General features: G+C 68.6%; 20 protein-coding genes and 9 tRNA genes. 15 read left to right on the top strand and 14 right to left on the bottom strand.

Going from position 1 to position 26,196, the window contains the following annotated elements; translation table 11 throughout:
- The first annotated feature begins 38 nt into the window (after positions 1-38).
- Positions 39-2,882 carry a helix-turn-helix transcriptional regulator gene (locus Q9G87_RS38535; protein WP_305921528.1) on the top strand — a complete coding sequence of 948 codons (2,844 nt, stop codon included), beginning with the start codon at positions 39-41 and terminating at the stop codon, positions 2,880-2,882.
- Between the two features lie 35 nt (positions 2,883-2,917).
- Entirely contained in the window at positions 2,918-3,169 is a 252-nt protein-coding gene (locus tag Q9G87_RS38540; protein ID WP_305921529.1) for a helix-turn-helix domain-containing protein, read from the top strand.
- Positions 3,170-3,434: 265 nt separating this feature from the next.
- Here the strand turns inward: Q9G87_RS38540 and Q9G87_RS38545 are convergent, their stop codons facing one another.
- From Q9G87_RS38545 to Q9G87_RS38575, 7 genes are all read right to left on the bottom strand, one after another.
- Positions 3,435-5,990: a type 1 periplasmic-binding domain-containing protein gene (locus Q9G87_RS38545; protein ID WP_305921530.1), complete on the bottom strand. Its 2,556-nt coding sequence runs from the start codon at positions 5,988-5,990 to the stop codon at positions 3,435-3,437.
- A gap of 163 nt (positions 5,991-6,153) precedes the next feature.
- A tRNA-OTHER gene (locus Q9G87_RS38550) sits at positions 6,154-6,223 on the bottom strand.
- A 36-nt stretch (positions 6,224-6,259) separates the two neighbouring features.
- Positions 6,260-6,340, bottom strand: a tRNA-Tyr gene (locus Q9G87_RS38555).
- A 46-nt stretch (positions 6,341-6,386) separates the two neighbouring features.
- Positions 6,387-6,461, bottom strand: a tRNA-Arg gene (locus Q9G87_RS38560).
- 110 nt (positions 6,462-6,571) lie between these two features.
- A tRNA-Leu gene (locus tag Q9G87_RS38565) sits at positions 6,572-6,644 on the bottom strand.
- Between the two features lie 5 nt (positions 6,645-6,649).
- A tRNA-Gly gene (locus tag Q9G87_RS38570) sits at positions 6,650-6,721 on the bottom strand.
- Position 6,722: 1 nt separating this feature from the next.
- A tRNA-Ala gene (locus Q9G87_RS38575) sits at positions 6,723-6,793 on the bottom strand.
- Between the two features lie 606 nt (positions 6,794-7,399).
- On the opposite strand from Q9G87_RS38575, the gene Q9G87_RS38580 reads away from it, so the two are divergent.
- The 5 genes from Q9G87_RS38580 (at position 7,400) to Q9G87_RS38605 (ending at position 11,761) form a co-directional block, all read left to right on the top strand.
- Positions 7,400-7,864: a DUF3592 domain-containing protein gene (locus Q9G87_RS38580; RefSeq protein ID WP_305921531.1), complete on the top strand. Its 465-nt coding sequence runs from the start codon at positions 7,400-7,402 to the stop codon at positions 7,862-7,864.
- A 116-nt stretch (positions 7,865-7,980) separates the two neighbouring features.
- Positions 7,981-8,289, top strand: a complete 309-nt coding sequence (locus Q9G87_RS38585; RefSeq protein WP_305921762.1) for a hypothetical protein — start codon at positions 7,981-7,983, stop codon at positions 8,287-8,289.
- Between the two features lie 52 nt (positions 8,290-8,341).
- Positions 8,342-9,655, top strand: coding sequence for a M23 family metallopeptidase (locus Q9G87_RS38590; protein ID WP_305921532.1), 1,314 nt, complete (start codon positions 8,342-8,344; stop codon positions 9,653-9,655).
- Positions 9,652-10,995 (top strand): hypothetical protein, encoded by a 1,344-nt coding sequence (locus Q9G87_RS38595; RefSeq protein WP_305921533.1) that lies wholly within the window; start codon positions 9,652-9,654, stop codon positions 10,993-10,995. Before Q9G87_RS38590 ends, Q9G87_RS38595 begins: the two co-directional genes overlap by 4 nt.
- A gap of 193 nt (positions 10,996-11,188) precedes the next feature.
- Positions 11,189-11,761 (top strand): SMP-30/gluconolactonase/LRE family protein, encoded by a 573-nt coding sequence (locus Q9G87_RS38605; RefSeq protein ID WP_305921534.1) that lies wholly within the window; start codon positions 11,189-11,191, stop codon positions 11,759-11,761.
- 98 nt (positions 11,762-11,859) lie between these two features.
- Here the strand turns inward: Q9G87_RS38605 and Q9G87_RS38610 are convergent, their stop codons facing one another.
- Positions 11,860-11,994, bottom strand: a complete 135-nt coding sequence (locus Q9G87_RS38610; RefSeq protein WP_305921535.1) for a hypothetical protein — start codon at positions 11,992-11,994, stop codon at positions 11,860-11,862.
- A 632-nt stretch (positions 11,995-12,626) separates the two neighbouring features.
- On the opposite strand from Q9G87_RS38610, the gene Q9G87_RS38615 reads away from it, so the two are divergent.
- A complete protein-coding gene (locus tag Q9G87_RS38615; RefSeq protein WP_305921536.1) occupies positions 12,627-14,507 on the top strand; it encodes an alginate lyase family protein in 1,881 nt (626 codons plus the stop codon).
- Between the two features lie 596 nt (positions 14,508-15,103).
- Here Q9G87_RS38615 and Q9G87_RS38620 read toward each other — a convergent pair.
- The 4 genes from Q9G87_RS38620 to Q9G87_RS38635 all read right to left on the bottom strand — a co-directional run bounded on the left by Q9G87_RS38620 (position 15,104) and on the right by Q9G87_RS38635 (position 16,002).
- Positions 15,104-15,178 (bottom strand) — tRNA-Val (locus Q9G87_RS38620).
- A 4-nt stretch (positions 15,179-15,182) separates the two neighbouring features.
- A tRNA-Cys gene (locus Q9G87_RS38625) sits at positions 15,183-15,253 on the bottom strand.
- 14 nt (positions 15,254-15,267) lie between these two features.
- Positions 15,268-15,339 (bottom strand) — tRNA-Gly (locus tag Q9G87_RS38630).
- A gap of 39 nt (positions 15,340-15,378) precedes the next feature.
- Complete coding sequence (locus Q9G87_RS38635; RefSeq protein ID WP_305921537.1) at positions 15,379-16,002, bottom strand: ACT domain-containing protein; 624 nt, start codon at positions 16,000-16,002, stop codon at positions 15,379-15,381.
- Between the two features lie 95 nt (positions 16,003-16,097).
- Here Q9G87_RS38635 and dusB point away from each other — a divergent pair, with 95 nt between their 5' ends.
- A complete protein-coding gene (gene dusB / locus Q9G87_RS38640; protein ID WP_305921538.1) occupies positions 16,098-17,207 on the top strand; it encodes a tRNA dihydrouridine synthase DusB in 1,110 nt (369 codons plus the stop codon).
- Here the strand turns inward: dusB and Q9G87_RS38645 are convergent.
- A complete protein-coding gene (locus tag Q9G87_RS38645) occupies positions 17,204-17,983 on the bottom strand; it encodes a phytanoyl-CoA dioxygenase family protein (protein ID WP_305921539.1) in 780 nt (259 codons plus the stop codon). The two genes, dusB and Q9G87_RS38645, sit on opposite strands and share 4 nt — an antisense overlap.
- A 41-nt stretch (positions 17,984-18,024) precedes the next feature.
- Between Q9G87_RS38645 and Q9G87_RS38650 the strand changes: the two genes are divergently transcribed.
- Complete coding sequence (locus Q9G87_RS38650) at positions 18,025-18,927, top strand: helix-turn-helix domain-containing protein (RefSeq protein WP_305921540.1); 903 nt, start codon at positions 18,025-18,027, stop codon at positions 18,925-18,927.
- A 21-nt stretch (positions 18,928-18,948) separates the two neighbouring features.
- On the opposite strand, the gene Q9G87_RS38655 is transcribed toward Q9G87_RS38650, so the two are convergent.
- Entirely contained in the window at positions 18,949-20,103 is a 1,155-nt protein-coding gene (locus Q9G87_RS38655) for an ROK family transcriptional regulator (protein ID WP_305921541.1), read from the bottom strand.
- Positions 20,104-20,263: 160 nt separating this feature from the next.
- Between Q9G87_RS38655 and Q9G87_RS38660 the strand changes: the two genes are divergently transcribed.
- The 5 genes from Q9G87_RS38660 to Q9G87_RS38680 are packed head-to-tail and all read left to right on the top strand — an operon-like array spanning position 20,264 to position 26,193.
- Positions 20,264-21,568 (top strand): glycoside hydrolase family 36 protein, encoded by a 1,305-nt coding sequence (locus Q9G87_RS38660; protein ID WP_305921542.1) that lies wholly within the window; start codon positions 20,264-20,266, stop codon positions 21,566-21,568.
- The gene (locus Q9G87_RS38665; protein WP_305921543.1) at positions 21,565-22,503 is read left to right on the top strand and encodes a carbohydrate ABC transporter permease; all 939 of its coding nucleotides are present in this window, start codon (positions 21,565-21,567) and stop codon (positions 22,501-22,503) included. Before Q9G87_RS38660 ends, Q9G87_RS38665 begins: the two co-directional genes overlap by 4 nt.
- Before the next feature lie 7 nt (positions 22,504-22,510).
- Entirely contained in the window at positions 22,511-23,320 is an 810-nt protein-coding gene (locus Q9G87_RS38670) for a carbohydrate ABC transporter permease (protein WP_305921544.1), read from the top strand.
- A gap of 14 nt (positions 23,321-23,334) precedes the next feature.
- A complete protein-coding gene (locus Q9G87_RS38675) occupies positions 23,335-24,639 on the top strand; it encodes an ABC transporter substrate-binding protein (RefSeq protein ID WP_305921545.1) in 1,305 nt (434 codons plus the stop codon).
- A gap of 9 nt (positions 24,640-24,648) precedes the next feature.
- Positions 24,649-26,193 carry an alkaline phosphatase D family protein gene (locus Q9G87_RS38680; protein WP_305921546.1) on the top strand — a complete coding sequence of 515 codons (1,545 nt, stop codon included), beginning with the start codon at positions 24,649-24,651 and terminating at the stop codon, positions 26,191-26,193.
- The last annotated feature ends 3 nt before the right edge of the window (positions 26,194-26,196 follow it).

Consider the following 26,196-nt stretch of genomic DNA (forward strand, 5'->3'; position numbering starts at 1 on the left):
GAACATTCAAGAGATGCGGCCGGGGAGGTGATTCCGGGGTGGTTGGCAAGTCGAGCCTCGATCTTCACGGGGACGTGGGCGGACACGGCAGGGGACTGTCGACGTGGGGCAGCGTCGACAGCCTGCCCGGCAAGTTTCACCGTCCCAGTGCAAAGGCCGGCCTGCGGGGCCGGCAGGCCGAGTGTGAGGCGCTCGATCGGTTGCTCGCCGCGGTTCGCGTCGGCCAGAGCCGGGCGCTGGTGGTGCGCGGTGAGGCGGGGGTGGGCAAGTCGGCGCTGCTGGAGTACCTGACCGAGCGGGCTTCCGGTTGCCGTGTGGTGTGTGCCGCGGGTGTGCAGTCGGAGATGGAGGTCGCGTTCGCGGCGCTGTACTCGCTCTGCGCGCCGATGTTGGACCTGGTGGACGGCCTGCCGGAACCACAGCGCGACGCGCTCGACGCGGCGTTCGGGCTACGCGCCGGGCCGGCGCCGGACCGGCTGCTCCTCGGCTTGGCCGTCCTCGGCCTGCTCGCGGCGGCGGCCGGCGAGCGTCCGCTGGTGTGCGTGATCGATGATGCCCAGTGGCTGGACCACGCCTCGGCGCAGGTGCTCGCCTTCGTCGCCCGACGGCTGTTCGCGGAGTCGGTGGCCTGCGTGTTCGCGGTACGCGACCCCAGCGAGCTGTCCGGGCTGCCGGTGATGGACGTCCCGGGCCTGTCCGCCGGCGATGCCCGGGCTCTGCTGCGCTCGGTGGTTCCCGGCCCCCTGGACGAACACGTACAGGATCGGCTGGTCGCGGAGGCCCGCGGCAACCCGCTGGCGCTGCTGGAGCTGGTGCGTGAGTTCACCCGCCCCGAACTGGCAGGCGGGTTCGGGCCGCCGGCCGCGCAGACGCTTTCGGGCCGTATCGAGGACGGCTTCCGGCGACAACTGGGACGCATGCCCGCGCACACCCGGCGACTGTTGCTGCTGGCGGCCGCCGACCCGCTCGGCGACGCGGCGCTGCTGTGGCGTGCGGCCGCGCGGCTCGGCCTCGGCATGGCGGTGGACGGCGCCGTGACCGACATGATCGTCATCGGTGTCCGCGTTCGGTTCCGGCATCCGCTGATGCGTTCGGCGGTGTACCGGGCGGCTTTGCCGGAGGAACGCCGGAGGGTGCATCTGGCGCTGGCGGAGGCGACCGATGTCGACGCCGATCCGGATCGGCGCGCCTGGCACCGTGCGCACGGCACCGCGGAGCCGGATGAGGAGGTCGCCGCGGAGCTCGAACGCTCGGCCGGACGTGCGCAGGCGCGCGGTGGTCTGGCGGCCGTCGGCGCCTTCTTGGAGCGGGCGGCCGAGCTCACGCCCGACCCCCGGCGCCGGGCAGAGCGCGCGCTGGCCGCCGCACGGGCCAAGCACCTGGCCGGCGCTCCCGAGCCGGCCCTGGCGCTGCTGGCTTCGGCCCAGGCCGGGCCGCTGGACGAGCTGCGAATCGCCCATGCGGAACTCCTGCGCGCCGAGATCACGAGCACCTCGAATCCCGGCCGATCCGCCGCGCCGATGCTGCTCAAAGCCGCCAGACGCTTTGAGCCCGTGGACACCGGACTGGCCCGCGACACGTATCTGCAGGCGTTGTCCGCTGCGATCGGCGCCCTCCCGGACAAGGGCCGCAGCCTCGTAGAAGTCGCGGCGGCCACCCGTGCGGCGCCACCCGCGCCCGCGACCCCCCGGGTCGCCGATCGCCTCCTCGACGCCCTTGCCCGGCACTTCACACAGGACGCGCGGAGCGCGGCACCGGCCATGCGGCGGGCCCTGGCCTCCTTCTTGGGCGAGGACATCTCCGCCGCAGAGGAGTCCCGCTGGCTATGGGCCGCCCAGACCATCGCCGTGGCCCTGTGGGATGACAGGTCGGGTCGCGAACTGGCGGATCGCCACGTCCGTCTGGTCCGTGACACCGGCGCGCTCGCCGTGCTGCCCCTGGCGTGGGGCACGCGTCTCATACCGCTCGTCTTCGAGGGCGAGCTGGACGAGGCGGCGTCGGTGAACGAGGAGATACAGACGCTCGTCGCCGCGACCGGTGTCCGGGCCGGCTTCGGCTACCAGGGACCGGTGGGCGGCGCCCTCGCTCTGGCAGCGTGGCGGGGACGGCAGGCCGAGACGGAACAACTGGCCGATGCCCTGATGAGCGAGGCGGCATCCCGCGACGAGGGATCCACCGTGTCGGTCAGCCAGTGGCTGAGAGCCGTACTCCACAACAGCCTCGGCCAGTACGAGGAAGCCCGGGTGGCCGCCGAACGCGCCTGCGTGTACCAACCCTCGCCGGGTGCCGCAGCACATTGGGCGCCGGCCGAGCTCGTCGAGGCGGCGGTTCACAGCGGCGAGCGCGAGTTCGCCGCCCGAGCGCTCGAGCAACTCGTCGTGACGACTCAGGCGAGCGGGACCGACTGGGCTCTCGGGGTCGAGGCCCGGTCGCGGGCGCTGCTCAGCCAAGGCGAGGAGGCCGACGGCCACTATCGCGAGGCGATCGTCCGGCTTCGCCGGACCCGCATGCGCGTCGACCTCGCCCGCTCCCACCTGGTCTATGGCGAATGGCTGCGCCGCGAGCGGCGCCGGCTCGACGCCCGCGAGCAGTTATGCACCGCCCACGAGCTGTTCGTGGCCATGGACATGGAGGGATTCGCCGGCCGGGCGGAGCGCGAGTTGGCAGCGACCGGAGAGACCGCCCGCAGGCGTACGGTCGAAACCGCCGACCAGCTCACGCCGCAGGAAACACAGATTGTGAGACTGGCCCGCCAGGGCCTGACGAACAAGGAGATCGCCAGTCGCATGTACGTCAGCCCCCGCACCGTCGAATACCACCTTGGCAAGGTCTTCGCCAAGCTGGGCATCACCTCTCGTAGCCAGCTCCAAGGCATCGCATGACCGGTGACAGGGCGGCGAAGGGGGAGGCCCATGAGATGACCTGCAAGCTGGACTATCGGTGGCGTCTGCGGGAGGTCATGGCCGGTCGCGGCATGTTCTCCACCACCGGCTTGCGTCCGCTGCTGGCCGAGCGTGGCATCGAGCTGTCGCCGAGCCAGGTGTACCGGCTGGTCACGGAGAGGCCGGAGCGGCTCAGCCTCCGTACGTTGATGGCGCTGCTGGACATCTTGGACTGCACCATGGAGGACCTGATCGAACCGCTGCCCGCCCGGCCATCGGGCCCCTGAACTGTGGCCGAACGTGTGACGGTGTCACAGATTTGGGTTGGTGCCCGGTCTTAGTTGAGGAGTGAATCCGATTCGGCGCCGCGGTGGAGGGGGCAGACCATGAGAGTTACCTATCGCGTGCCCTTCCCCGTCCCGTGGCGGTGGTGGTGGGGGGCGGGGGAGTGCTCGGGGCCGCGCAGGGCGGTATCGGGTACGCGTTGCGCCTGTTACACCGTGACCCAGAGCTCCGCCCCTTGAGCGCGCCTTCCCGTGCGAGATTGTGCCCTCACTTCGGGGCCGCGTCGGGAAGGCGGTCGCAGATAGCGTCCTTCGGTGGCGGCTCGTTCGTGTCGAGCATCCCGCAGCGGACGACCGGCTTGGCATACCCCCACGTTGTTTTCTCCACCTTCATGATGGCGACCGCCTTGTTCACCGGACCGTGCCGCTCCGACGGGGCAAAGTCGATCACACCGCCAGATCCCTCCCAGGATGAGCTGCCGGAGGTACGGGAGAGCCGGTAGAGGATATCGCCCCTGCTGGGCAGCCCCTGATCGGTGCTGGCTGCGAGATAGGCGGCATTGGCGGCCTGGTACACCACGCTGATGGCGTCGTAGGTGAGGATGAGGTTCTCGTCCGCGGCCTTCGTGTGCGCGCCCTGGAGCAGCCTGCCGACGAACGCCGTCGGCTTGGCCGAGCCGGCCGACCAGAGGGCCCGGTTCGCCAGCGCCAGGTGGTAGACCTCGACCTGTTTCATGTTGGCGATCTCGGCGCCGTGGTCGACCACCACCTTGACGACGTCGTCACCGGCGATCACCTTGAGCACACCGGTCCCGCAGGCCTTGCCTTCGATCGCGACGAGGAAGTCGCGGAACTCCGGGGCGCGCCCCGCGTATATCAGGACGTCCGGCTTGAGCTCGCAGGCCTTCACCGCCGCCGCGGAGATCCCGCCGGCGTTCACGGTGTACGAGAGGCGGTCCTTGACGTCGACGCCCTGCTGGACCAGCGTCGTCTCGAGGTCGGCGGCCAGGTTGTTGGTGTAATCGTCGCTGGGCGAGCCGTCCTGCACGATGACCGCCGACTTGAGCCTGAGCCCGAGCCTGCCGGCGAACCTGGCGGCCAGCGAGGCCTCGCGGAAGTTGGTGGGGCCCACGTGGAAGTAGTACGGAGACGGGTTGCCGGTGTCATCGAGGTAGCCGAGCCGATCCGCGGTCGCCGTGCTGGCCACCATCGGGATCTTCGCGGCGTGCAGGACGTCGACCGCCTGCCTGACCCCCTCGACGCTGCGGGGGAAGCCGACCACGCCCATGACGTGCCGGTCGGCTTCGGCCAGCCCGGTGATGAGCTCCGCCGTCCGCCGGCCCTGCCGGAAGTTGTCGCCTGCGTTGGCGATCAGCACGCGCAGCCGAGGGGTGCTGGAGACCGTGCGCTGGTATTCCTCGACCGCCGCGAGTTCGGACATGGCGCTCGCCAGGCGGGTGTCGTCGGCCGCAGCCTTTTTGATCGAGAACTCGCCGAACAGGACCACGCTGACATACCTGCCCGAGCTCGTGGCATAGGCGTTGTTGGCGTCGATCTTCCTGATGAGGTTCTTCACCTCGCCGTCGAACAGGTCGTCCGGCGTGGCTTCCGCCGCGTTGACGACGCCCACGCACTCTCCCTCGATCCGCTCCACCCAGGCAAGGCCGCCGCAGTGCGCGTCCCTGTCCTGCTGGGCCCAGAAGACCCAGGCGAGGGGCGCGGTGACCAGGAGGAGAACGGCGCCCCAGTATCCGAGCGCACGCAACCGGCTCCGTACCAGCCGCGGCGTGTACGTCTGCGCCAGCTGGTCCGAGGGAGGGCCGGAAGACCGGAGGTCGAGCCTCAGGCGGGGCAGGCGCCGCTTCGCCAGCTCCTGCCATTTCTTGACCGCGACGTCGAGGTCGCTGAACTCCAGGGGCTTGGCTGATGTCGCGGTGGTGAAGTCGTCGGGCACGGAGGCCAGCACGATCATCGGGGGCAGTAGCCCGGTCTCCTCCGTGGTCTTCTCCAGGAGGTGAAGGAAGTCGGCGTTCACCCCCGACGGATTCTTGATCTCGAGGAGTACGAGGGAGTACAGCCCCCGGCCCCAGCTCGGCCAGGGAATGACCCACTTCTTGTACGCCGTGCGCATGTCACCGCAGAGCGCATGGACCAAAAGCAGCTCGATATCAGGGTCGCCCGACGCCTTCGCCAGGCGTCGGGCGTAATCGGGGAGCCGCTCGAACGGGTCGCGCTGCAGATAGGGCTGCTTGCGGAACCAGCCGGTGAACAGCGATCCCCTGATCGACAGCACTCCCATCGCCGCGGTGCCGATCACCGCCACCGTGCCGCCCAGCAGCCACGGGATGATGCCGACGAGGTCGGATGCGCCGCCCACCCACCACACGGCGAACGTCCCGAGCGGTACCCACGTGGTGGCCGCGCGGGTCAGGAAGTCGGCTGTGGTCCTGACATTGTGGTCGCTGCCGCGATTGCGCCTCCTGAGCCGCTTCTTTAACTCCCCGTAGCCGCCCTTCCAGGGCTGCTTCTTCGCCCACAGGACGAACTGGACGAAGGGGAAGCGGGGCGCGGGAAGGAAGGATCCGCCTACCGGCTTGCCCAGCTTGAGGTCTCCCGCCAGGGCCTCCACCAACTCGCTCACGTTCGCGTGAGCGCCCTCCTCGACCGAGGCGTACGGCACGTTGTCCTCAAAGGGCTCGGTGAGCTCTGTCAGCGCCTTGAACGCGTGCTCGCCTGTCACCAGCACGATGGGGAGGGGTGGGTCCGCGCGCCAGAACGCCGGCCGCCGAATGAGTCCAGCGATGACACCGCGCAGATCGGCCACGTGGACGCCCTTCCCCTGAGTCTTACCGTCCGCACCCCCGTCAATCCATTCTGTCAAGCTCAGCCGCGCTGGACAGGCATATGACACGAAGCTTCTGAAACGGCGCTAAGGACCCACCGATGAACGTGCGGACATACGGCTCCGCAGCGGAAGATCATCGGAGAGACGCAGGCGAGAGTCGAACTCGCTCGGACGGGCTTTGCAGACCTGCCTCCGCACCCGCGAACTGCGCCAAGTCCACCCGGCCCCCACGATGGCGAGGCGGATCGTGCGCGAGGACGGAGTCGAACCGCCACAGCCGAAGCGTCCGGTTTACAGCCGGGTGGGCTCCCCAGGTGCCCAGCTCGCGCGAGAGGGAATGTGTGCGTAACAAATTCAAATGGCCCAGCAGACAAGTAGCCCCAGCAGGATTCGAACCTGCAACGGACCCGGCTTCGTAGGCCGGCGCTCTATCCATTGAGCTATAGGGCCGAAAATGGCGATCGTACCCCCATGCAGGACTCGAACCGACGGTATTTCCCGGTTGAAAGCCAGGCGTCCTGACCGCTAGACCAACGGGGCGCATCTCGAAACGAGGATCGTACGTCCGGCGGGATTCGAACCCGCACCACCCGGCTCCTTAGGCCGGTGCCTCTCCCATTGGGCTACGGACGCTTCAGAGCCGCAGCGGGGACTCGAACCCCGTCCTGCTGGTTGGAAGCCAGCTGCCTTACCAGTTCGGCCTCTGCGGCGTGGACCGACAGGGACTTGAACCCTGAACCCCTGCGTGCAAGGCAGGTGTGATGCCTTTTCACCATCAGCCCATCGATGTCTTCCGCTGTGGAGTTGTCAAAAAGCAAGGAAGAGAAAGGCCGCCTGGGTATGTCCCTGGCGGCCTCCGGATCATCCTTCGTTTCGGATTACCCCGAAGCCTGCCCGACGAGCGCGCAGCCGGACACCGCAGGTCGGCGATAGAGGCACCGTTCCTGCCCGAGTGCGGCGGCTGCATAGCGCATGGCTGGCCTTTCCATGACGTTGCGGGGACGGCTGGGATCCGCCCCGTCCTTTCGACGTGGATCCACGTTAACGGGGCGCATTCGGTGAATGCCACTCATTTATTACCAGGACGCGTTTCAGGCCGCGGCGCGCCGAGCTGTATGCGTTCTTCCGGGCTCATCCACGACGCCGACCTGCCCCTGACGGACGCGCAGCTGGTCGATGTCGCGCTTCGTCCTGCTCAACGCGTGCCGATCCGGGCATGATCGACAACACGGTGGAGGAGCTGCTGCGGTCCCTGTCGAGATCCAGCTCGGGGGCAGCCGGGTCACCACGGAGCCGGTGACGCTGGGCGGTGATGAAGGCGGTGGTGGCCAGTGGGGAGCCTCGATTTCCCATATGACACATTGCTCCATGTTGGGCAGACTCGTCCCATGCACAACGGACGGTTATTTACCATCGTCGGCGGGATCTTCGGTCTCATCGGGCTGGTGCTGCTCTGCGTCGGCATCGCGCTGGCCGCCTCTACGGCGAGCTTCCTGGCCTCGGCCAACCAGACCGAGGGTACCGTGGTCGAGTTGACCGCACGGACCACCACGACACGGAGTTCCGGCGGCCATATCCGCCGCGACACGTCGTGGTACCCGACCGTGGAGTTCACCGTCGACGCCAGGCGGTACTCGTTTCAGAGCTCCACTGGCAGCAACCCACCGTCCCACAAGGAAGGCGAAAGCGTACCTGTCGCCTACGACCCGGACGATCCGTCCAACGCGCGGGTTGCGTCGTTCTGGTCAGCGTTCCTCGCTCCGCTGATCGTCGGTGGACTCGGCGTCGTGTTCACGCCGATTGGTGCGGTCTTGTTCGCCAAAGGACGACGGATCGCTCGGCTGCGAGCCTAATCGCAACCTGGTCGACCTGGACGCGCCCTCATCCCCTTCCTGAGGCTTTCGTTGGGGGTGGCGTGCCAAAGCTCGTTCCGCAGTCGTACCGCTGCTCGGCCGGCAGAAAGTCATCGGTGCCGACAGCAACCGTGATCAACCCGGAACAACAACAAGCCCCAGCTTCCGGCAGGTGCCGTGAGCTGGGGCTCTACCTAGGTTTCCCGCCGCCCGAGTTGGCCCAGCGCTGGGACGGGTACGCCTGGCCGTCGGCCCGCGCCAACTCCCACGTGCTGGCCGCGCTGCCGCCCGGTTCGTTCCCCGGAGTGGACGAAGCGGATGTTTACCCGTTCTGGAACGGCACGCGACAACCCGGTAAACATACCCGCGCTATACCGCCGCCTCCTATGGTCGGTTCCGCACAGGAGAAGTCAGCGGGAATGTGAATCGCTTGTCTGAGCATTTCCCGTCCACTCGGAATTCACCTGGAGGAATCTCATGTCGCGATCCGCAATATTACGCGGGTTCATCGCCACATTGTTCGCCGCCGCGTTCTGCGTCGTCGGCCTGGCGAGCCCGGCGCTGGCCGTACCGAACTTCCAGCTTCCCTTCCCGTGCGGCCAGAAGTGGCAGCTGAACAGCTGGGCCCACGCGCCCGCCCTCGACATGGTCAAGGAGCCTGACCAGCACGGCACCGAAGGCGCCACCCTGCTGGCGGCCGCCGGCGGGACTGTGGACAGGTCCTTCTGGCATGACAACGGCGGCAACGTCGTGCAGATCGATCACGGCGGCGGCTACTTCACCACCTACATCCACCTGCAGTCCCGCGCCGTCTCGGCCGGGGACAAGGTGGAGCGGGGAACGGTGATCGGCAAGGTCGGCAGGACCGGAGGGGAGTCCAACGACCACCCCCACCTGCACTTCGAGCTCGCCTACGACGCCAACGGCGATGGGGACGCCTCGTGGGGGTTCGCCGGGTCCGAACGCATCAAGCCGATCTTCAACGGCGTCACCTACGGCCAGGCCAACGGCATGGAGTGGGACAACGTCGAGAGCCGCAACTGCGGCCCGGTGTCTCCCAAGGGCGACGCGTCCGTTTACGGCGTCCTGTCCAACGGTCTGTTGACGTACACGTCGATCGACGCGGCGACCGGTAAGCGGACGTCGGGTGCCGAGGTGTCGGCGGTGTCGCTGGGGTTCAAGCCGAAGGCGATAGCGACGCTGAATCACAACACGCTGCTGGTGACCGAGGACGGCACGGGCGGCCGGTTGTATCGGGTCGACGTCATCACGGTGAGGGATACGGTGATTTTCGAGAAGCCGGTGTTCTTGGGGACGGGGTGGACGCACGATCTGCTGGCGTATGACGGGTCGTCTTATCTGTTCGGTATCGCCGATGGTGCGTTGCGCCGGTACAAGCTGACGGCCGACAAGCCGGCGTTGGCGGATATCACGGGTAATACGCTGATCGGGAACGGGTTCACGCTGAAGACGCTGACCGCGACGGGTCCGAGCTGGATTCTGGGCACGACGTCAGCGGGTGCGCTGATCTCGTACAAGATCAATGGTGCGGAGTCGTGGCAGCGCTACCAACTGCGTGACACGACCTGGCAGGTGTTCGACCAGTTGCTGTCGCCGGGCGGCGGTGTCTACTACGGCCACAGGAACGCCGAGGGGTCGGTGCACCGCTACTTCGATGAGAACCCGCACGACGGCCAGGGTGATGACCTGACCGGGCAGGGCGTGGTGGACACCGAGGGCTGGACGCAGGTGCTCCTGTCGGCCAACCCCGACACCGTGACCAGCTCGTGAAGGGCCTACCGGCACGCGCCGCCGTCGCGGCCACGGCCGTGATCGCCCTGATCGGGTTATCCCACCCCGCGATGGCCGACCCGACGGACCCGCCGATGGAAGCGTCGGACATCACCGCCGCCTACGCCACGGTCGCCTGCGACCCCGGCGGCACCACCTCGACGGACGCGGCCCTGGCCACCCAGCTCAACAGCGCGCTCGACGACAAGATGCGCGGCTACATGACCGCCTACCGCGTCTCCTGTGCCCGCATGGTGATCAAGGCCGTGCACGACCGCGGGCTGCCGAGGCGGGCCGCCGCCATCGCGATCGCCACGACGATCGTGGAGTCCAGCATCCAGAACATCAGCGAGGAAGTCGACCACGACAGCCTGGGCCTGTTCCAGCAGCGAGCCTCCTGGGGCAGCAGGACCCAGCGCCTGAACCCGACGTGGGCCACCAACGCCTTCCTCGACAAGATGCTCCGCGTCTACCCGAACGGCAGCTGGCAGACCGCGCCGATCGGCGAAGTCTGCCAAGCCGTCCAGGTCTCGGCCTACCCTGACCGGTACGAGGTCGAGGCCAGCGACGCACAGATCATCGTCAACGCCATCTGGCCCTACATCGACGGCCCCAACGGTGTGGCCTCGGTGTACGGGGTGCTGTCGAACGGTTTGTTGACGTACACGTCGATTGACGCGGCGACCGGTAAGCGGACGTCGGGTGCCGAGGTGTCGGCGGTGTCGCTGGGGTTCAAGCCGAAGGCGATAGCGACGCTGAATCACAACACGCTGCTGGTGACCGAGGACGGCACGGGCGGCCGGTTGTATCGGGTCGACGTCATCACGGTGAGGGATACGGTGATTTTCGAGAAGCCGGTGTTCTTGGGGACGGGGTGGACGCACGATCTGCTGGCGTATGACGGGTCGTCTTATCTGTTCGGTATCGCCGATGGTGCGTTGCGCCGGTACAAGCTGACGGCCGACAAGCCGGCGTTGGCGGATATCACGGGTAATACGCTGATCGGGAACGGGTTCACGCTGAAGACGCTGACCGCGACGGGTCCGAGCTGGATTCTGGGCACGACGTCAGCGGGTGCGCTGATCTCGTACAAGATCAATGGTGCGGAGTCGTGGCAGCGCTACCAACTGCGTGACACGACCTGGCAGGTGTTCGACCAGTTGCTGTCGCCGGGCGGCGGTGTCTACTACGGCCACAGGAACGCCGAGGGGTCGGTGCACCGCTACTTCGATGAGAACCCGCACGACGGCCAGGGTGATGACCTGACCGGGCAGGGCGTGGTGGACGCCGAGGGCTGGACGCAGGTGCTGCTGTCGGCCAACCCCGACACCGTCACCTGAGAGGTCGCCGAAGGCCCCGGCCTGCCGGGGCCTTCGGCGACATGCCCAACGACTTGGCCGTCCTGCCTGTCGTGTGGCGGGCCGGGTACGCCATGGCCAACGCCCACCCGCTGGTGCTGTCCGCGATCGACGGCGCACCCTGGCCAACCATGAAGACGCGGGCACGCACATGGCCTACGGCACCATGCCGGATGTGACGACCCTGGGCGGCGCCCTGGTCATCGTCGACAAGGCCACCCTGCAGGCGACCGTGCACCTGCCGGTCGTCACCGACCAGTCCGTTGTGAGCCTGACCTACGCGGGAGGCCTGATCATCGGCGGCACGTCGATTCACGGCGGCTACACGGTGCCGAGCCCGACGCAGTCCGAGGCCCGCCTGTTCGGGTGGGCGGTCTCCAGCGGCAAGGCCTTCGAGGTGACACCGGTGCCGGGCGCCGAGGCGATCCCGGGCCTCGTCGTGGACTCCGCCGGCCTCGTGTGGGGGCTCGCAGACGGGCAGCTCTTCGCCTTCGACGTCGCCACCCGGCAGATCGTTCACCGGGTGCAGCTCGCCGCCGACACCGGCAGCACCGCAGGCGAGCTCGCCCGCGACCGCAGCGGCCGGATCTACGCCCTGGTCCAGAACCACCTGGTGTTCTCGTTCGACCCAGCCACGCGCACCAGCCAACTGGTCGTCGACCAGAAGGCCCAGCACCTGGCCGTCCACCCCGACGGCCGCATCTTCATCTCCGACGACCACGTCCTGTACCGCGTCACGGCCGGCTGACCCCCGAGGAGACTGAGACACCGCAAGTTAACGAAGGCACTGACTGCTGCCCTGCTGCTGAGTACGTCCGCGCAGGCGCCCACGATCCAGGACGTCGGTCAGATCCCGCTCATCGCGACCACGACGGCCGGCGGCGCCACCGCCCGGATGCCGGACGGATCGTCCCGGATGTGACTGGTGGTCAGCGGCGCCCCGGCGTACCTGGCGGAAATCGACCCGGTCGCGCGCCGCATGGTCAAGGCCTACCCCCTCGGCGCGCCGACCGCGACCGCGAGCTTCCTGTGGCAGGTCGACACCACATCGGGCGGCGTCGCCTGCACCGGCACGTTCGAGGGCAAGCACCAGGGCACGCTCCCGCCGGCTGGCCTGCGGTTACGGCGGCGCTCGGGGCGGTCGCAGCCGTTTGCAGCGCGGCGACTCCACGCGCTGCACGAAAGCAACGACATACCGCCGACATACCAGGCTGAACTAGCATCGCTCCGCGTCCGCAGAGGCGCATGAGCAGGGTGAGGAACGAACCGGGTCGGCGCTCCTGTAATCGGCACGGTCGGCCTTAGCGCTCCGCAGGACTGCCGCTTCCGCCGTTGGTCAGGTGCCGCCGTCACAGGGAGAAAGTGATTACAAGCATGCGTGAGATCGCGCGCCGCGTCGCGGCCCGGGCGATCGGTGGTCTGCGATGGCCCGAAGGGGCTGCCCCAGGCCATCGAGCCGTTCTGGCGGCAAGCCGTGGTTGCGGATCGGCGTGGCGCACCTGCTCCATGCGTCGTTCCGGCGCGCCGCGCTCCAAGGCCGCCTGACTCCGACCACCCGTAAGCCCCAGCTACGCCGTTCTCTGTCCAGCCAGCCCCCTTTGGGAAGGAACCCCGTGCGTCTCGCTCGTCCTGTTGCTGCGGCCATGCTCGTGGCCGCCGCGCTAGCTGTCCCGCAACCCGCGCAGGCTGCGGTGTTCAAGCATCCAGGGGTCCTGGTCAGCCGGGCTCAGCTCGACTTCATCAGAGCCAACCTGGACAAGGAGCCGTGGCGAGCCGCCTGGAGGAAACTGCAACGCCACTCCTACGCCTCGCTGTCCTACACGGCCAAGCCCCGCGCCGACGTGAACTGCGGCGGGAATTCCATTCCGGACAATGGCTGCTCGGACGAGCGCGAGGACGCCATGGCGGCCTACACGCACGCCCTGCAGTGGTACCTCACCAAGGATGACCGCTACGCGAAGAAGGCGATCCAGATCATGGACGCCTGGTCAGCTGTGATCACCAAGCACACCGGGAGCAACGCGCCGCTGCAGACCGGCTGGGCGGGAGCCAACTTCTCCCGCGCCGCCGAGCTCATCAAGCACACCTACGGCGGCTGGAGCCAGGCCGCCCGGTTCGCCGGCAAGCTGCGCACCGTGTACCTCCCGACCTTGATCGCCGGGCGGCCGAACAACAACGGCAACTGGGAACTGATCATGACCGATGCGGCCATCGGCATCGCCGTGCACCTGGACGACCGGGCCTCGTTCGACCGAGCCGTCGCGACCTGGCGCGGCAGGCTGCCTGCCTACATCTACCTGAAGACGGACGGCTCGCTGCCCAAGGCGCCGCCTAACAGCGAGCACAACACCAAGGCCGAGATCATCGAATACTGGCACGGGCAGACCACGTTCGTGGACGGCCTGACCCAGGAGACGTGCCGCGACTTCTGGCACACCGGATGGGGCATCGCGGCCATCTCCCACGTCGCGGAGACCGCCCGCATCCAGGGCATCGACCTGTACGCCAAGGCCAAGCATCGGCTGCGGTTTGCGATGGACTTCCACGCCAAATTGCAACTGGGCGGGACGATCCCGTCGTGGCTGTGCAAGGGAAAGGTCACCCGCGACCTCGGGGACCACTTCGAGGTCGGCTACAACGCCCTGCACCACGGACTCGGCTACGACATGCCGTACGCCAAGCAGTGGGTCGAGCAGAAACGCCCCGCCGGGGCGTCGCACTTCCTGGGCTGGGAGACCCTCACCCACGCGCAGAACCCCGCCTCCTCCTCCGTGGAGAGCGCCTCCGTTTACGGGGCGATGTCGGACGGGAAGTTGACCTACACCGCCATTGATGCCGCTACCGGACAGCGCACGCGTGGCGCTGTGGTGTCCACGGCCACGCTGGGTTTCACTCCCAAGGCGATGGCGACGCTGGACTTCAATACCCTCCTGGTCACCGAGAAGGGGCCGGAGGGCCGGCTCTACCGGGTCGATATCCAGAGCAATCGTGACAGCCTCACCTTCGAGCGGCCCGTCTATCTCGGCAGCGGTTACACCCACGACCTCCTCGCCTACGACGGCAACGGCCACCTGTTCGGCATCGCCGACGGGACCCTGCGCCGCTACACCGTCAATGCGATCAAGCCCACGATCGACAACATCATCGGCGGCTCCGCCATCGGCGACGGCTTCACCCTCAAGACCCTGACCGCGACCGGCGCTGGCTGGATCCTCGGCACAACGGCCGACGGCAAGCTCATCTCTTACCAGATCAACGGCCCCGGCTCCTGGCAGAGGCACCAGCTTCGCGACACCACCTGGCAGGTCTTCGACCATCTCCTCTCGCCCGGCGGGGGCGTGTACTACGGCCACCGGAGCGACGGCTCCCTCCTCCGCTACGCCGACCAGAACCCCTACGACGGCCGGGGCGACGACCTCAGCAGCCAGAGCGCCGTTGGCACCGAAGGCTGGACCCAAACTCTCCTATCCGCCCAACCCGCCACCATCAGCTGACCGAACAGCTCAGCATTGTCAACGGGGTGAAGGTCGCCGGGGAAGGGCGGTCTGCGTCGGGGCGGTCATGTGCTCGCTGACCCGTGCCCTAGGTCTTCGATCACCTTCAGGCGTCAAGTGATCCAGAAAGTCGCGCGAATCACGCGCGAGTCTGCTGCCAAGCACGACGTCGAGGTCCGTGATTGCCTCGATCTCCAGGTTCCAAGCTGGAGCCGGAAGTCTGCGAGTGGCTCGACACGCTCAGCAACGTCGATGACAAGCGCGTCGAAAGACCAGGTATTGGAGCTGCGGATCCGGCTTTGCCCGATGGCGGCGCGGGTACCTTACTGCCGTCGGGCGGTGGCCTGTGTCGTTGGAGCCGCAAGTCGCAAGGCCGCCTGCATAAGCGTGGCCCGCCCAAGAGCGCAGCCGCCGTCCGCGCGGTGGACCTGACGCCCTTCCTGTTGAGGCTGTGGGAGGGGGTCAAGCCAACATCCCGCACGTGCCGCAGTTCGAGCGGCTCGGCCACGAACTCGGCGGCATGGATGGCATCTACGGGCATGCGACCGACACCATGCGCGCACAAGAAACCCCAGGCCGTTGACCTGGGGTTTCTGTGGTGGACGATACTGGGATTGAACCAGTGACCTCTTCCGTGTCAGGGAAGCGCTCTCCCGCTGAGCTAATCGTCCTACGAGGTGGCGACGGGATTTGAACCCGTGTGGACGGCTTTGCAGGCCGCTGCCTCGCCTCTCGGCCACGCCACCGGGCCATATCTCCGAGCGGAAGACGGGATTCGAACCCGCGACCCTCACCTTGGCAAGGTGATGCTCTACCACTGAGCCACTTCCGCGTTGCTCAAGTAACTCTAGCGGGTTTTCCGGCCGGATGGTTACTTGCGCAGCTGGCGGGCCACGCTTCGCTCGGTGGCGGGCAGGCTGAGGAAGATCTCCAGGATCCTGGTGAGGCGGTGGACCTCGATGCGGTGGAAGGCGGGACCTTCGGAGCGGGCCAGCAGGAGCGTGATGGCGAGCGGCGGCAGCGGGGCGTGAATGACGTGCAGGCCCTCATCGAGCGTCATGGCCGCCGGGCGCGCGGGCACGTCGTCCGGGATGGTCAGCTCCTGCGGGGCGCGCCAGCTGGCGTACAACACGCGGTGCTCGGCGGTCGTCGCGGCCCAGTCGGCGCTGAACAGCACGGGGAGCGAGTCGACGAGCGTGGTCAGGGCCCGGTCTCCCGCCGTCGTGATGTATTTGAGTATCTCCAGCTCCGGGTAGGTGCCGGGCGCCTCGCGCGTGGTCCAGATGCCCTCGACCCGCACACCGTCGACGCCCTCCAGGCTCTTGACCAGGGCCTGCCTGGGCGTGCCGTCCGGCCAGAAGACCGTGATGTCGTCCACGGCCACACCCGCGCCCCGGTCGAGGACGATCACCTGGGTGATGTCCGCCCCCGCCACCCCCAGGACCTTGGTGACCTGCGCCAGCGAACCCGGCCTGTCGGGCAGTGCGATGCGCACGCGAAGAAGCATCCATCCCCCATCCACCGAAGATGCTGCTTCTCACCCTATCCGCGAATACCGCTCGCAACCTGACCTGCGCTACAACTGACGGAGTGAAGATTGGGCCGATTGGGGTTTGGCCGCCGGTGGTGCTGGCGCCGATGGCGGGCATCACGAACGCGCCGTTCCGGGTGTTGTGCCGGCAGCAGGGCGCCGGGCTGTTCGTGTGCGAGATGATCACGACGCGTGCGCTGGTGGAGCGCAATCCCAAGACGCTCAGGATGATCAGGTTCGCCGAGTCGGAGCAGCCTAGGAGTATCCAGCTCTACGGGGTGGATCCGGGTGTCGTGGGGCGGGCGGTCAGGATGATCGCTGAGGAGGACCTGGCCGATCACATCGATCTCAACTTCGGGTGCCCGGTGCCCAAGGTGACCAGGCGTGGGGGCGGGTCCGCGCTGCCGTACAAGAGGAATCTGCTGCGGCGGATCCTGCGGGAGGCGGTCGCCAACGCCGGAGCGCTTCCCGTGACGATGAAGATGCGCAAGGGGATCGACGACGATCACCTGACGTACCTGGACGCGGGGCGCATCGCGGCTGAGGAGGGCGTCGCGGCGGTCGCGTTGCACGCCCGTACGGCCAGGCAGCACTACGGCGGCGTCGCCGACTGGGAGGCCGTCGCCCGGCTGAAGGAGGCCGTGCCGGAGATCCCCGTGCTGGGCAACGGCGACATCTGGTGCGCCGACGACGCGCTGCGGATGGTGGCCCGGACGGGGTGCGACGGCGTGGTGGTCGGGCGTGGCTGCCTGGGGCGGCCGTGGTTGTTCAAGGACCTGGAGAACGCGTTCAACGGCAGCCCCGAGCGGGCCCGGCCGACGCTCGGCGAGGTGGCCGAGATGATGGCCAGGCACGCCGAAGGGCTGGCCGCGTGTTTCGACATTGAGCGGTACGCGGTGGCCGACTTCCGTAAGCACGTCGGCTGGTATCTGAAGGGGTTCATGGTCGGCAGCGAGCTCCGGCGGGAGCTGGCCACGGCCGAGTCGCTCGACGGGCTGCGCGAGGGGCTGGCGAAGCTCGAGCACGACCAGCCGTGGCCGGCCAACACCGACACGCCGCGGGGCAAGTCGGGTGAGCGGTCCAAGGTGCATCTTCCCGACGGGTGGCTGGACGACCCGTGGGACTGTGTGGTGCCCGAGGACGCCGAGTCGGACATTTCCGGAGGCTAGTGGGGGCCGGCGGCCTCCGTGCCGCAGGGGCCGCCGCCCACGGCCCGCTCCAACTGGATGCGCTCGCCTGACATGGTGAGCGTCGGGTAGTACTCGGCGATGCGCTCCGCCGAGCGGCCGGCGTAGTGGCAGATGAAGCTGCGCCTGAAGCGGTCGGCCGTGCTGTTCGGCTCCGAGCCGTGGACCAGGCTGCCGTTGAAGAACAACACGTCCCCGGGGTCCATGTCGACCGGCACCTTCTTCAGGCCGGGTGGCGGCGGCACGTACTCCCTGGTGAACGAGACGCCCTGGTCGGCCTCCTCCGGGCAGAACAGGTCCATCAGGTGCGTGCCGGGCACGACCTCCAGGCCGCCGTTCGCCCGGTCCACCCGGTCGAGCGCCACCCACGCGGCCACGCAGGTGCCCGGCTCGACCCGGAGGTAGAAGTTATCCTGGTGCAGCGCCTGCCCCCTCGCGCCCGGCGGCTTGAAGTAGAACATGCTCTGGGCTGCTATCGGCTCCTCGCCGAGTATGTCGCGGAGTATCGCGGCGATGCGCGCGTCGAGCAGGTAGCGCAGGGCGAGGTCGTTCACCTCGTGGGGATGCATGATGCGCGGGTATTCGCGCAGGATGTCGTACGGCCGGCCGGGCTCCTGGGGCTGGGGCGAGAAGTGGCCCGGGATCGGGCCTCTGGCGTGCATCGCCATGAACTCGTCGCGCAGGCCGGCCACCTCTTCTGGGGCCAGGAGGCCGGGCACCAGCATGTATCCCTGCTCGTGGAAATCGTCGATCCTCATGTATTTCACGCTAAGCACCCGGATCGGGTAACGGTATGCCTGTGATTGCTGAGGACTTGTCCGTTCCTGCTGCCGAGCTGATGATCGTGGGCCACTACGACAAGCTCCCCGGGTACTGGACGCGGCGGCCGGCGGGATCGCCCAGCTGGCTGCTGCTGTGGACGCAGGCGGGCGCGGGGCTGGTCGCGCAGGGCGGGGCGCCGTTCGAGGTGCGGGCGGGGGATCTGGTGGTGCTCGGGTCGGGGGTCGCGCAGCACTACCAGGTGGCGCAGGGGGCCTCGCGGTGGCGGTTCTGGTGGGTGCACTTCCAGCCGCGCGCGTCGTGGGCGGCCTGGCTGGGGCCGTACGGGCGGGGCGGTGGGTGTCACGTCGTCCCGCGGGTGCCGGGGGAGCTGCACGAACGGATTGACCTGGCGTTCGGGCGGGCGCTCCGCGATGCCAGGTGGGTGCCGCCGGGGCATGGCGCCAAGCAGGCGGTGGGGCGTGGTGGCGAGCCGGTGCCCGCGGTCGTCATGGGCGGGCCGGCGCGGGAGCTGGTGCTGGGCGCCGTCGAGGAGGCGCTGGTGCTGGCCACCGCCGCCGCCCGGCCTGAGGGAGCGAGGCAGTCCGACGAAGGCGACGAACGGGTGCGGCGCGTGCTGGCGATCATCGCCGCCGAGCCGGGCGCCCCGCACTCGGTCGCCTCGCTCGCCCGCGCGGTCGCGCTCTCGCCCTCCCGGCTGGCCCACCTGTTCACGGCCCAGACCGGCCGCACCCCGATGCAGGCCGTCCGGCAGGCGCGGGTACGGCACGCGGCCGGGCTGCTGGAGGTGACCGACCTGGACGTCGGGCAGGTGGCGGCGGCGTCGGGGTTCGTCAGCCCGTTCCACTTCAGCCGCGCCTTCAAACGCGAGTACGGGCTCCCGCCCCGCGACTACCGCGCCCGCCTCCGCCCGCAGTCGTGACCCGCCCGCCGCTCATCTCGGTCAGCGGGTGAGGGGGAGGGGGCCCTTGTCGGGGGTGAAGAGCTGGTCGTCCAGGTGGTCGACGGCGTAGTCGATGGCGCCGACCACCACGCACTCGTCGCCCAGCGTGGACGCCCGCACCTCCGGCATGCGCATGCACACCCGCTCCAGCCGGTCCCGAAGGCGATCGAGCAGCACGTCGGACGACCGTGAGAATCCGCCGCCCAGCACCACCATCTGCGGGTCCAGGATGAGGACCATCGCGGCCGTGCCCACCGCGAGGTCGTCGACGTACCGTTCGACGGCCTCGATAGCGACCGGGTCGCCGTTCCTGGCGGCGGCCAGGGTGAAGCCGGCGGCGTCCTCGGGCGGTGTTCCTTCGGGTACGCACGCGCAGGTGTTGAGGTGATCGGGCGCGTCGAACCAGCGGGCCTCGGGCAGCATGGAGATCTCGCCGGCGGCCGCGCCGAAGCCCCTGTGTACCTTCCCGCCGATGATCAGCCCGGCGCCCATACGCCGGCCGACGTGCAGGAACACCACGTCCCTGGCTCCCCGGGCGACGCCGCGGCGGGCTTCGGCCATGGAGGCCAGGCGGCTGTCGTTCTCGATGAGCACCTGGCAGGGGAACATCTCGCGCAGCTTGCCCGCCAGGTCCAGGTCCCGCCAGGCGGGCACGGCGGCCGAATAGATCACGCGCCCCTCGACGTCGATCACGCCGATCGTGCCGACCGCGATGCTCCACAGGTCCGCGACCGTCGTACGGCTGAGCGCCAGACACCCGCTGACCGCTCGGTCGATCGCGGCCAGCCGCTCGTCTAGCGGGGCGTCGGGCAGCACCGGCTGCCGGGTCTCGGCAAGGATCTCGCCGTCGAGGTCGGACAGGGCGGCGCGGATGTTGTGACCTCCTATGTCGACGCCGACCAGGTAGCCGCTGTCGGCGCGGAAGCGGTAGCGGCGGGCGGGCCGGCCCATCGTGCCCGGGCTCGGTGACACCTCCTCCACCCAGCCCAAGGACATGAGCTCGTCCGTGACCTCTTTCATGGACGGCCGCGACAGGCCGGTGCGTTCGGCGAGCGCGGACAGGGTGAGCGGCCCCGCTCTGCGTAGTGCCCGGATGGCGGTCAGCGAGTTGAGCTGCCGCAGCCGTGACAGGTCGCCGCCGCGTAGGTCCGCCATCCGCCGTCCTTAATGTAGTTCTCCTCTGTAACCAGAGATTATGCCAGTGCTCGACCGGTGTACATGTCCCGTATCTGCGCAGAAATCGGCCGTTGACCCTCGGGTGAGCCCGGTGCTACTAATGAAGGGCTCCTACGTAAGTTGAGAGGAATGAGGACTGATGTCGTTCGCGGACATCGGCGAGATCACGTGCGTTCCCGGCCGCGCGCGGGTGTTCGAGCACGGCTGGCAGTCGTGGAGCCCCACGGGCGCCTACGGCCTGGACGACGCTCCGCCTCGGCCCGTCGGCGAGACGATCCAGGTCCTCTGCTACCGCCCCGAGACCCCGATCCCCGAGGGGGTGTTCCAGGGGGAGGGCTTGCTGGCGGTCGAGCCGGGGGACGGTTCCGTGGAGCTCTGGTCGGCCGCGGGCCCGTCCCAGGTGCCGTCGATCAGGGCGCGAGTGGCGGGGCCCGGTCGGCTGGTGATCTACTCCGACGGTCCGGTACGCCACCACCGCGCCGAGGGCGGCCTGGCCCAAGCGCTGCGCGACTGGGCGGACACCATGGCGGAGCCCAGGACGTTCCCCGCGGTCCCGCCCATGTGGTGCACCTGGTACGGCTACTGGGACAAGGTCACCGAAGCCGACGTCATCGAGAACCTGGAGCTCGCCTCCCGGCACGGGCTGCCCGCCGACATGTTCCTCATCGACGACGGCTACGAGGCCGAGATCGGCGACTGGCTGGAAGGGCGGCCCGGGTTCGGATCGCTGGAGCGGGCCGTGGACGCCGTCACGGCCACAGGCCGGCGGGCCGGGATCTGGACCGCGCCGTTCCTGGTCGGCCACCGGAGCCGGGTCTTCCGCGAGCACCCCGAGTGGCTGGTCGACGGGGCCTACGCCGGCCGTATGTGGAACCAGGACCTGGCCGTGCTCGACGTCACCCACCCGGGAGCGGCCGAGCACCTGGTGACCGTCTTCCGAACGTTCCGCGCCATGGGGATCACCCACTTCAAGCTCGACTACCTGTACGCGGGGGCGCTGGCAGGCGGGCGGCACGACGACCTGGACCCGATCGCCGCGTACCGGCGCGGGCTGGAGCTGATCCGCGAAGGCGGCGGCGCCGAGGCCACCTTGCACGGGTGCGGCGCGCCGATGCTGCCCAGCATCGGGCTGGTCGACATCATGCGGGTCAGCCCGGACATCGCGCCGACCCTGCTGCCCAGGTCCGGGGACATCAGCCAGCCGTCGCAGCTCGGGGCCCGCCTCACGGGGGCCGCCAGGGAGTTCCTGCACGCCCGGTGGTGGGTGAACGATCCCGACTGCATCATCCTGCGGCCCGAGGTCGAGGCCAGGGAGCAATGGGCGGCGCACATCGCCGGGACGGGCGGGCTGCGCGGGGCGAGCGACCCGATCGCGGCGCTGGACGAGTGGGGCCTGGAGACGACCCGCCGCCTGATGGTCCCGACCGCCACGGACCCGTCGTGACCGGCCGAGCCGCCGGCGCCCGCCTCCCGTTGCGGGCCGTGCGCGGCCGAGCGGGCGGAAGGCGATGGGGGAGCGGGTGGCACGCCTACCTCTTCATCGCGCCGAGCCTCTTAGGCGTCCTGGCGTTCCTGCTGCTCCCCATGGTGATCGTCCTCGTCCTGAGCCTGTTCGACTGGGAGTTGCTGTCGGCTCCCGAGTTCGTCGGCCTGGACAACTACCACCGCCTGGCAGCCGACGGCGAGACCTGGCACTCGCTCTGGGTCACGGCCGGCTACGTCCTGCTCTGCATCCCGCTCCAGACCGTCCTCGCCCTGGCCCTGGCCATGCTGCTCAACCAGCGCGTGAAAGGCGTCAGGTTATACCGGTCGCTCTTCGTCATCCCGTGGATGGCCACGCCGATCGTCCTCGCCCTCATCTGGAACTGGATCTTCGACCCGCGTGACGGCGCGCTCAACAGCGCCCTGGCCCTCGTCGGCATCACCGGCCCCGACTGGCTGTCCGACCCGGACTGGGCGCTGCCCGCCGTCGCCCTGGTCAGCGTCTGGCAGCACACCGGCTACAACATGCTCTTCTTCCTCGCCGGGCTGCAGGGCATCCCGCAGGAGCTGCACGACGCGGCCGCCACCGACGGCGCCACCGCTGCGCAGCGGTTCTGGCGGGTGACGCTGCCGCTGCTCAACCCCACGATGTTCTTCGTCACGGTGACCAACCTCATCGGCGCCTTCCAGGTGTTCGACACGGTGTACGCGATGACGGACGGCGGGCCGAGCGGCAGCACCGAGGTGCTGAACTTCCGGATCTTCCAGACCGCGTTCAAGGAGTTCGACTTCGGCTACGCGGCCACGCTGTCCGCCCTGCTGTTCGCGGTCATCCTCCTGGTGACGCTGGCGCAGGTCAGGTTCTTCGGCAAGCGCACCACCTACGACCTGAGCTGAGTGACCCATGCCCAAGCGAATCCTGCTGTACGCCGCGCTCGTGGCCGGCGCCTTCATCTCGGTCTTCCCGTACCTGCTGGTGGTGCTGACCGCACTCAAGACGCAGGCGCAGCTGAGCTCCACCCCGCCCTGGCTGCCCGGGCTGCCGCCGACCACGGACAACCTGGCCAAGATGCTCGGTGGGGACTTCCCCCGCTACGTGCTCAACACGGCCGTGATGACGGCGCTGCTGACGGCCGGGCAGCTGGTGTTCACGACGTTCGCCGCGTACGCGTTCGCCCGGCTGCGGTTCAGGGGCAGGGACGTCCTGTTCTGGCTGTACGTGGCCACGATGATGGTGCCGAGCGCCGTCACCATGATCCCGCTGTTCCTCATCATGCGGGAGCTGGATCTGGTCAACACCTGGTACGGCCTGCTCGCCCCGTACATTCTCGGCACCCCGTACGGGATCTTCCTCATGCGGCAGTTCTTCAAGAGCCTGCCCACCGGCCTGGAGGAGGCGGCCAGGATCGACGGGGCGGGACCGATGACGATCCTGCTCCGCGTCCTGTTGCCGCTCTGCCGGCCCGCGCTCGGCACGCTGGCGATCATCACGGTGATCTCGTCCTGGAACAGTTTCCTCTGGCCGCTGATCATCACGAGCGGCGACGACACCAGGGTGATCACGGTCGCGATCGCCACGCTCAAGGACGGCATCGGCGTCGACTACCACCTCATGATGGCCGGCAGCCTGATCGCGCTCGCGCCGATGGTGGCCGTCTTCGTCTTCTTCCAGAAGCACATCGTCCGGTCTGTGGTCCTCACAGGCCTCAAGTAAGAAGAGGTCAGCGAATGTTGAAATCCCCCCGGATTCGCTGGGCCGGGGCGCTCCTCAGCGCCGCCATGCTCACTCTCACCGCCTGCTCGTCAGGAGGAGGCGGCGGGACCGACAAGGTCACGTTGACGTACCGGCTCTGGGACGACCAGCAGAAGGCAGGCTACGAGAAGGTCATGGCGGCCTTCGAGAAGGCCAACCCCGGCATCGACGTCACCATCGAGCTGCTGCCGTACGACCAGTACTGGACGAAGCTCACCGCCGACGTGGTCGCCGGCACCGCGCCGGACGTGTTCTGGATGACGCCCACCCAGTTCCCCGAGTTCGTCACCAAGGGCGTGCTGTCGCCGGTCCAGGTGGACACGGCGAAGTACCACCAGACCGTCGTCGGGTCGTTCACCTACGAGGGCAAGCTGTACGGCGTCCCCAAGGACTGGGGGGTCGTCGGCCTGCTCTACAACAAGGACCTGTTCGAGCAGGCCGGAGTGGAGATGCCGGACAAGCTCACCTGGACGGCCGACGGCACCGGCACCCTGCTCGACACGGCACGCAAGCTCACCGTGGACGAGGGCGGCAAACACCCCGGCGAGGCCGGATTCGACCCCGCCAAGGTCAAGACGTACGGCTTCGCCTCCTGGAACCACTACCAGACGCAGTGGATGAACTGGGTCAGCTCCAACGGAGGCAAGCTCGTCGACAAGCCTTTCGGCAAGTACGTCTTCAACGACGCCGCCTCGGTGCAGGCGCTGCAGTTCGGCGTGGACCTGGTCAACAAGCACCACGTGGCCCCGCCGGCCACCCAGACGAATCCGCCCACCGGCAAGATCACCGACATGTTCAAGGCGGGCCAGATCGCGATGTTCCCCGCCAACAACGCGCTGCTGCCGTTCGTGGCCCCGGAGGCGACGTTCGAGGTGGGCGTCGCGCTCATGCCCGAGGGCCCGGCCGGCCGCTCCGTCAACCTCAACGGCCTGGCCGAGGCCGTCTACGCCAAGAGCGAGCACCCGCAGGAGGCCATGAAGCTGGCCGCCTACCTCGGCACCCAGGAGCCGCAGAAGCTCATGGCCGACGGCGGCTACGCCTTCCCCGCGCTCAACGGCCTCTCCCAGGGCTACGTCGACTACTGGAAGGCCAAGAAGGTCGACGTCTCGCCGTTCGTCGAGGAGGCGGAGGGCTCCACGTTCCCGCTGCCGATCACCACCGGCTTCACGGGCTTCGAGACGAAGCTTAACCAGATCTTCAACGAGATGTACCTCGGCAATCTCTCTCCGCAAGAAGCCGCAGGTCAGGCTGTCGCCGCAGGTAACGCCACCCTCGAGTAAGGACCCCCATTGATCACCCGGCGTTCGCTCATCGCCGGGGGCGCGAGCCTGGGCCTTTCCGCCGCACTGGGCACCCCACCCTTGCGCGCGGCGGCCCGCCGTGCCCCTCTGTCCGACCCTTTCCAGCTCGGCGTCGCCTCGGGCGAGCCCACGCCTGACGGCGTCGTCCTGTGGACGCGGCTCGCCATGGACCCGATCGCCCTCGACGGCCTCGGCGGCATGCCGAGCCGCCCGATCCCCGTCCAATGGGAGCTCGCCAAAGACGAGAATTTCCGGCATGTCGTACGCCGCGGCGCCGAAGTCGCCCGCCCCGACGCCGCCCACAGCGTGCACGTCGAACTGGACGGCCTCGGCCCGGGCGCCGAGTACTTCTACCGTTTCAAGGCCGGGAACGAGCTCAGCCCGGTCGGCCGCACGCTCACCGCCCCCGCCCCCGGAACCCGCAGCCGGCCGCTGAACCTGTCGTTCACCTCGTGCGCCGACTACCAGGCCGGCTGGTTCACCCCGTACCGCCGGATGGCCGAGGACCAGCCCGACCTGATCGCCTTCCTCGGCGACTACATCTACGAGTACGGCGACTACAAGTACCCGGTCCGGGATCAGGCCGGGGGCGAGTGCCTCGACCTGGCCGGATACCGGGTGCGCCACGCTCAGCACAAGGCCGACCCCGAGTCGCAGCTGGCGCACGCCATCGCGCCGTGGGTCGTGGTGTGGGACGACCACGACATCGAGAACGCCTGGGCCGGCGACGTGCCCGAGCAGCCGGACCCGCCGTTCCTCAAGCGCCGGGCCGACGCCTTCCAGGCGTACTACGAGAACATGCCGCTGCGCCGCGCCCAGAAGCCGGATGGGGCGGCGCTCAAGCTCTACCGCAGCATCCGCTGGGGCGCGGTCGCCAACCTGCACCTGCTCGACACCCGCCAGTACCGCGACCTGTACGCCTGCACCGGCAGGAGCGGCACGGTCGGCCCCGACTGCCTGGACCGTTTCGCGCCCAACCGGACGCTGCTCGGCCGCGACCAGGAGGGCTGGCTGGACGGCGAGCTGAAAGGTTCGCGCGCCACCTGGGACCTGCTCGGCCAGCAGGTCTTCTTCATGGAGATGGATTGGGCCAACGGCCCCGGCAAGGGTTACTCGAACGAGGGCTGGGACGGCTATGTGGCCTCCCGTAACCGCCTGACCGCCGCCTTCGACGCCTACAAGCGGAATGCGGTCGTGCTGACCGGTGACGTGCACTCCCACTGGGCCGGCGAGATCAAACGCGACCATCAGGATCCGGAGTCGAAGTCCGTCGCCGTCGAACTGGTGACGACGTCGGTGACGAGCGCGGGCAACGGCCTGGACGAATACCCCAACACGCAGGTCCTGCTGGAGGAGAACCCGCACGTGAAGTTCTTCAACGGCCGCCGCGGCTACGTCAGGACCAGGATCACCCAGCGGGAGATGAAGGTGGACTTCCGCTCGCTGTCGCGCATCACCGAGCCGTACGCCCCGGCCTACACCTCCGGCTCGTTCGTCATCGAGCCGGGCAACCCCCGACTCAACTCCGCCTGACAG

This window comes from Nonomuraea turcica (assembly GCF_030718205.1).
In the GTDB taxonomy this organism is placed as follows: Bacteria; Actinomycetota; Actinomycetes; order Streptosporangiales; family Streptosporangiaceae; genus Nonomuraea.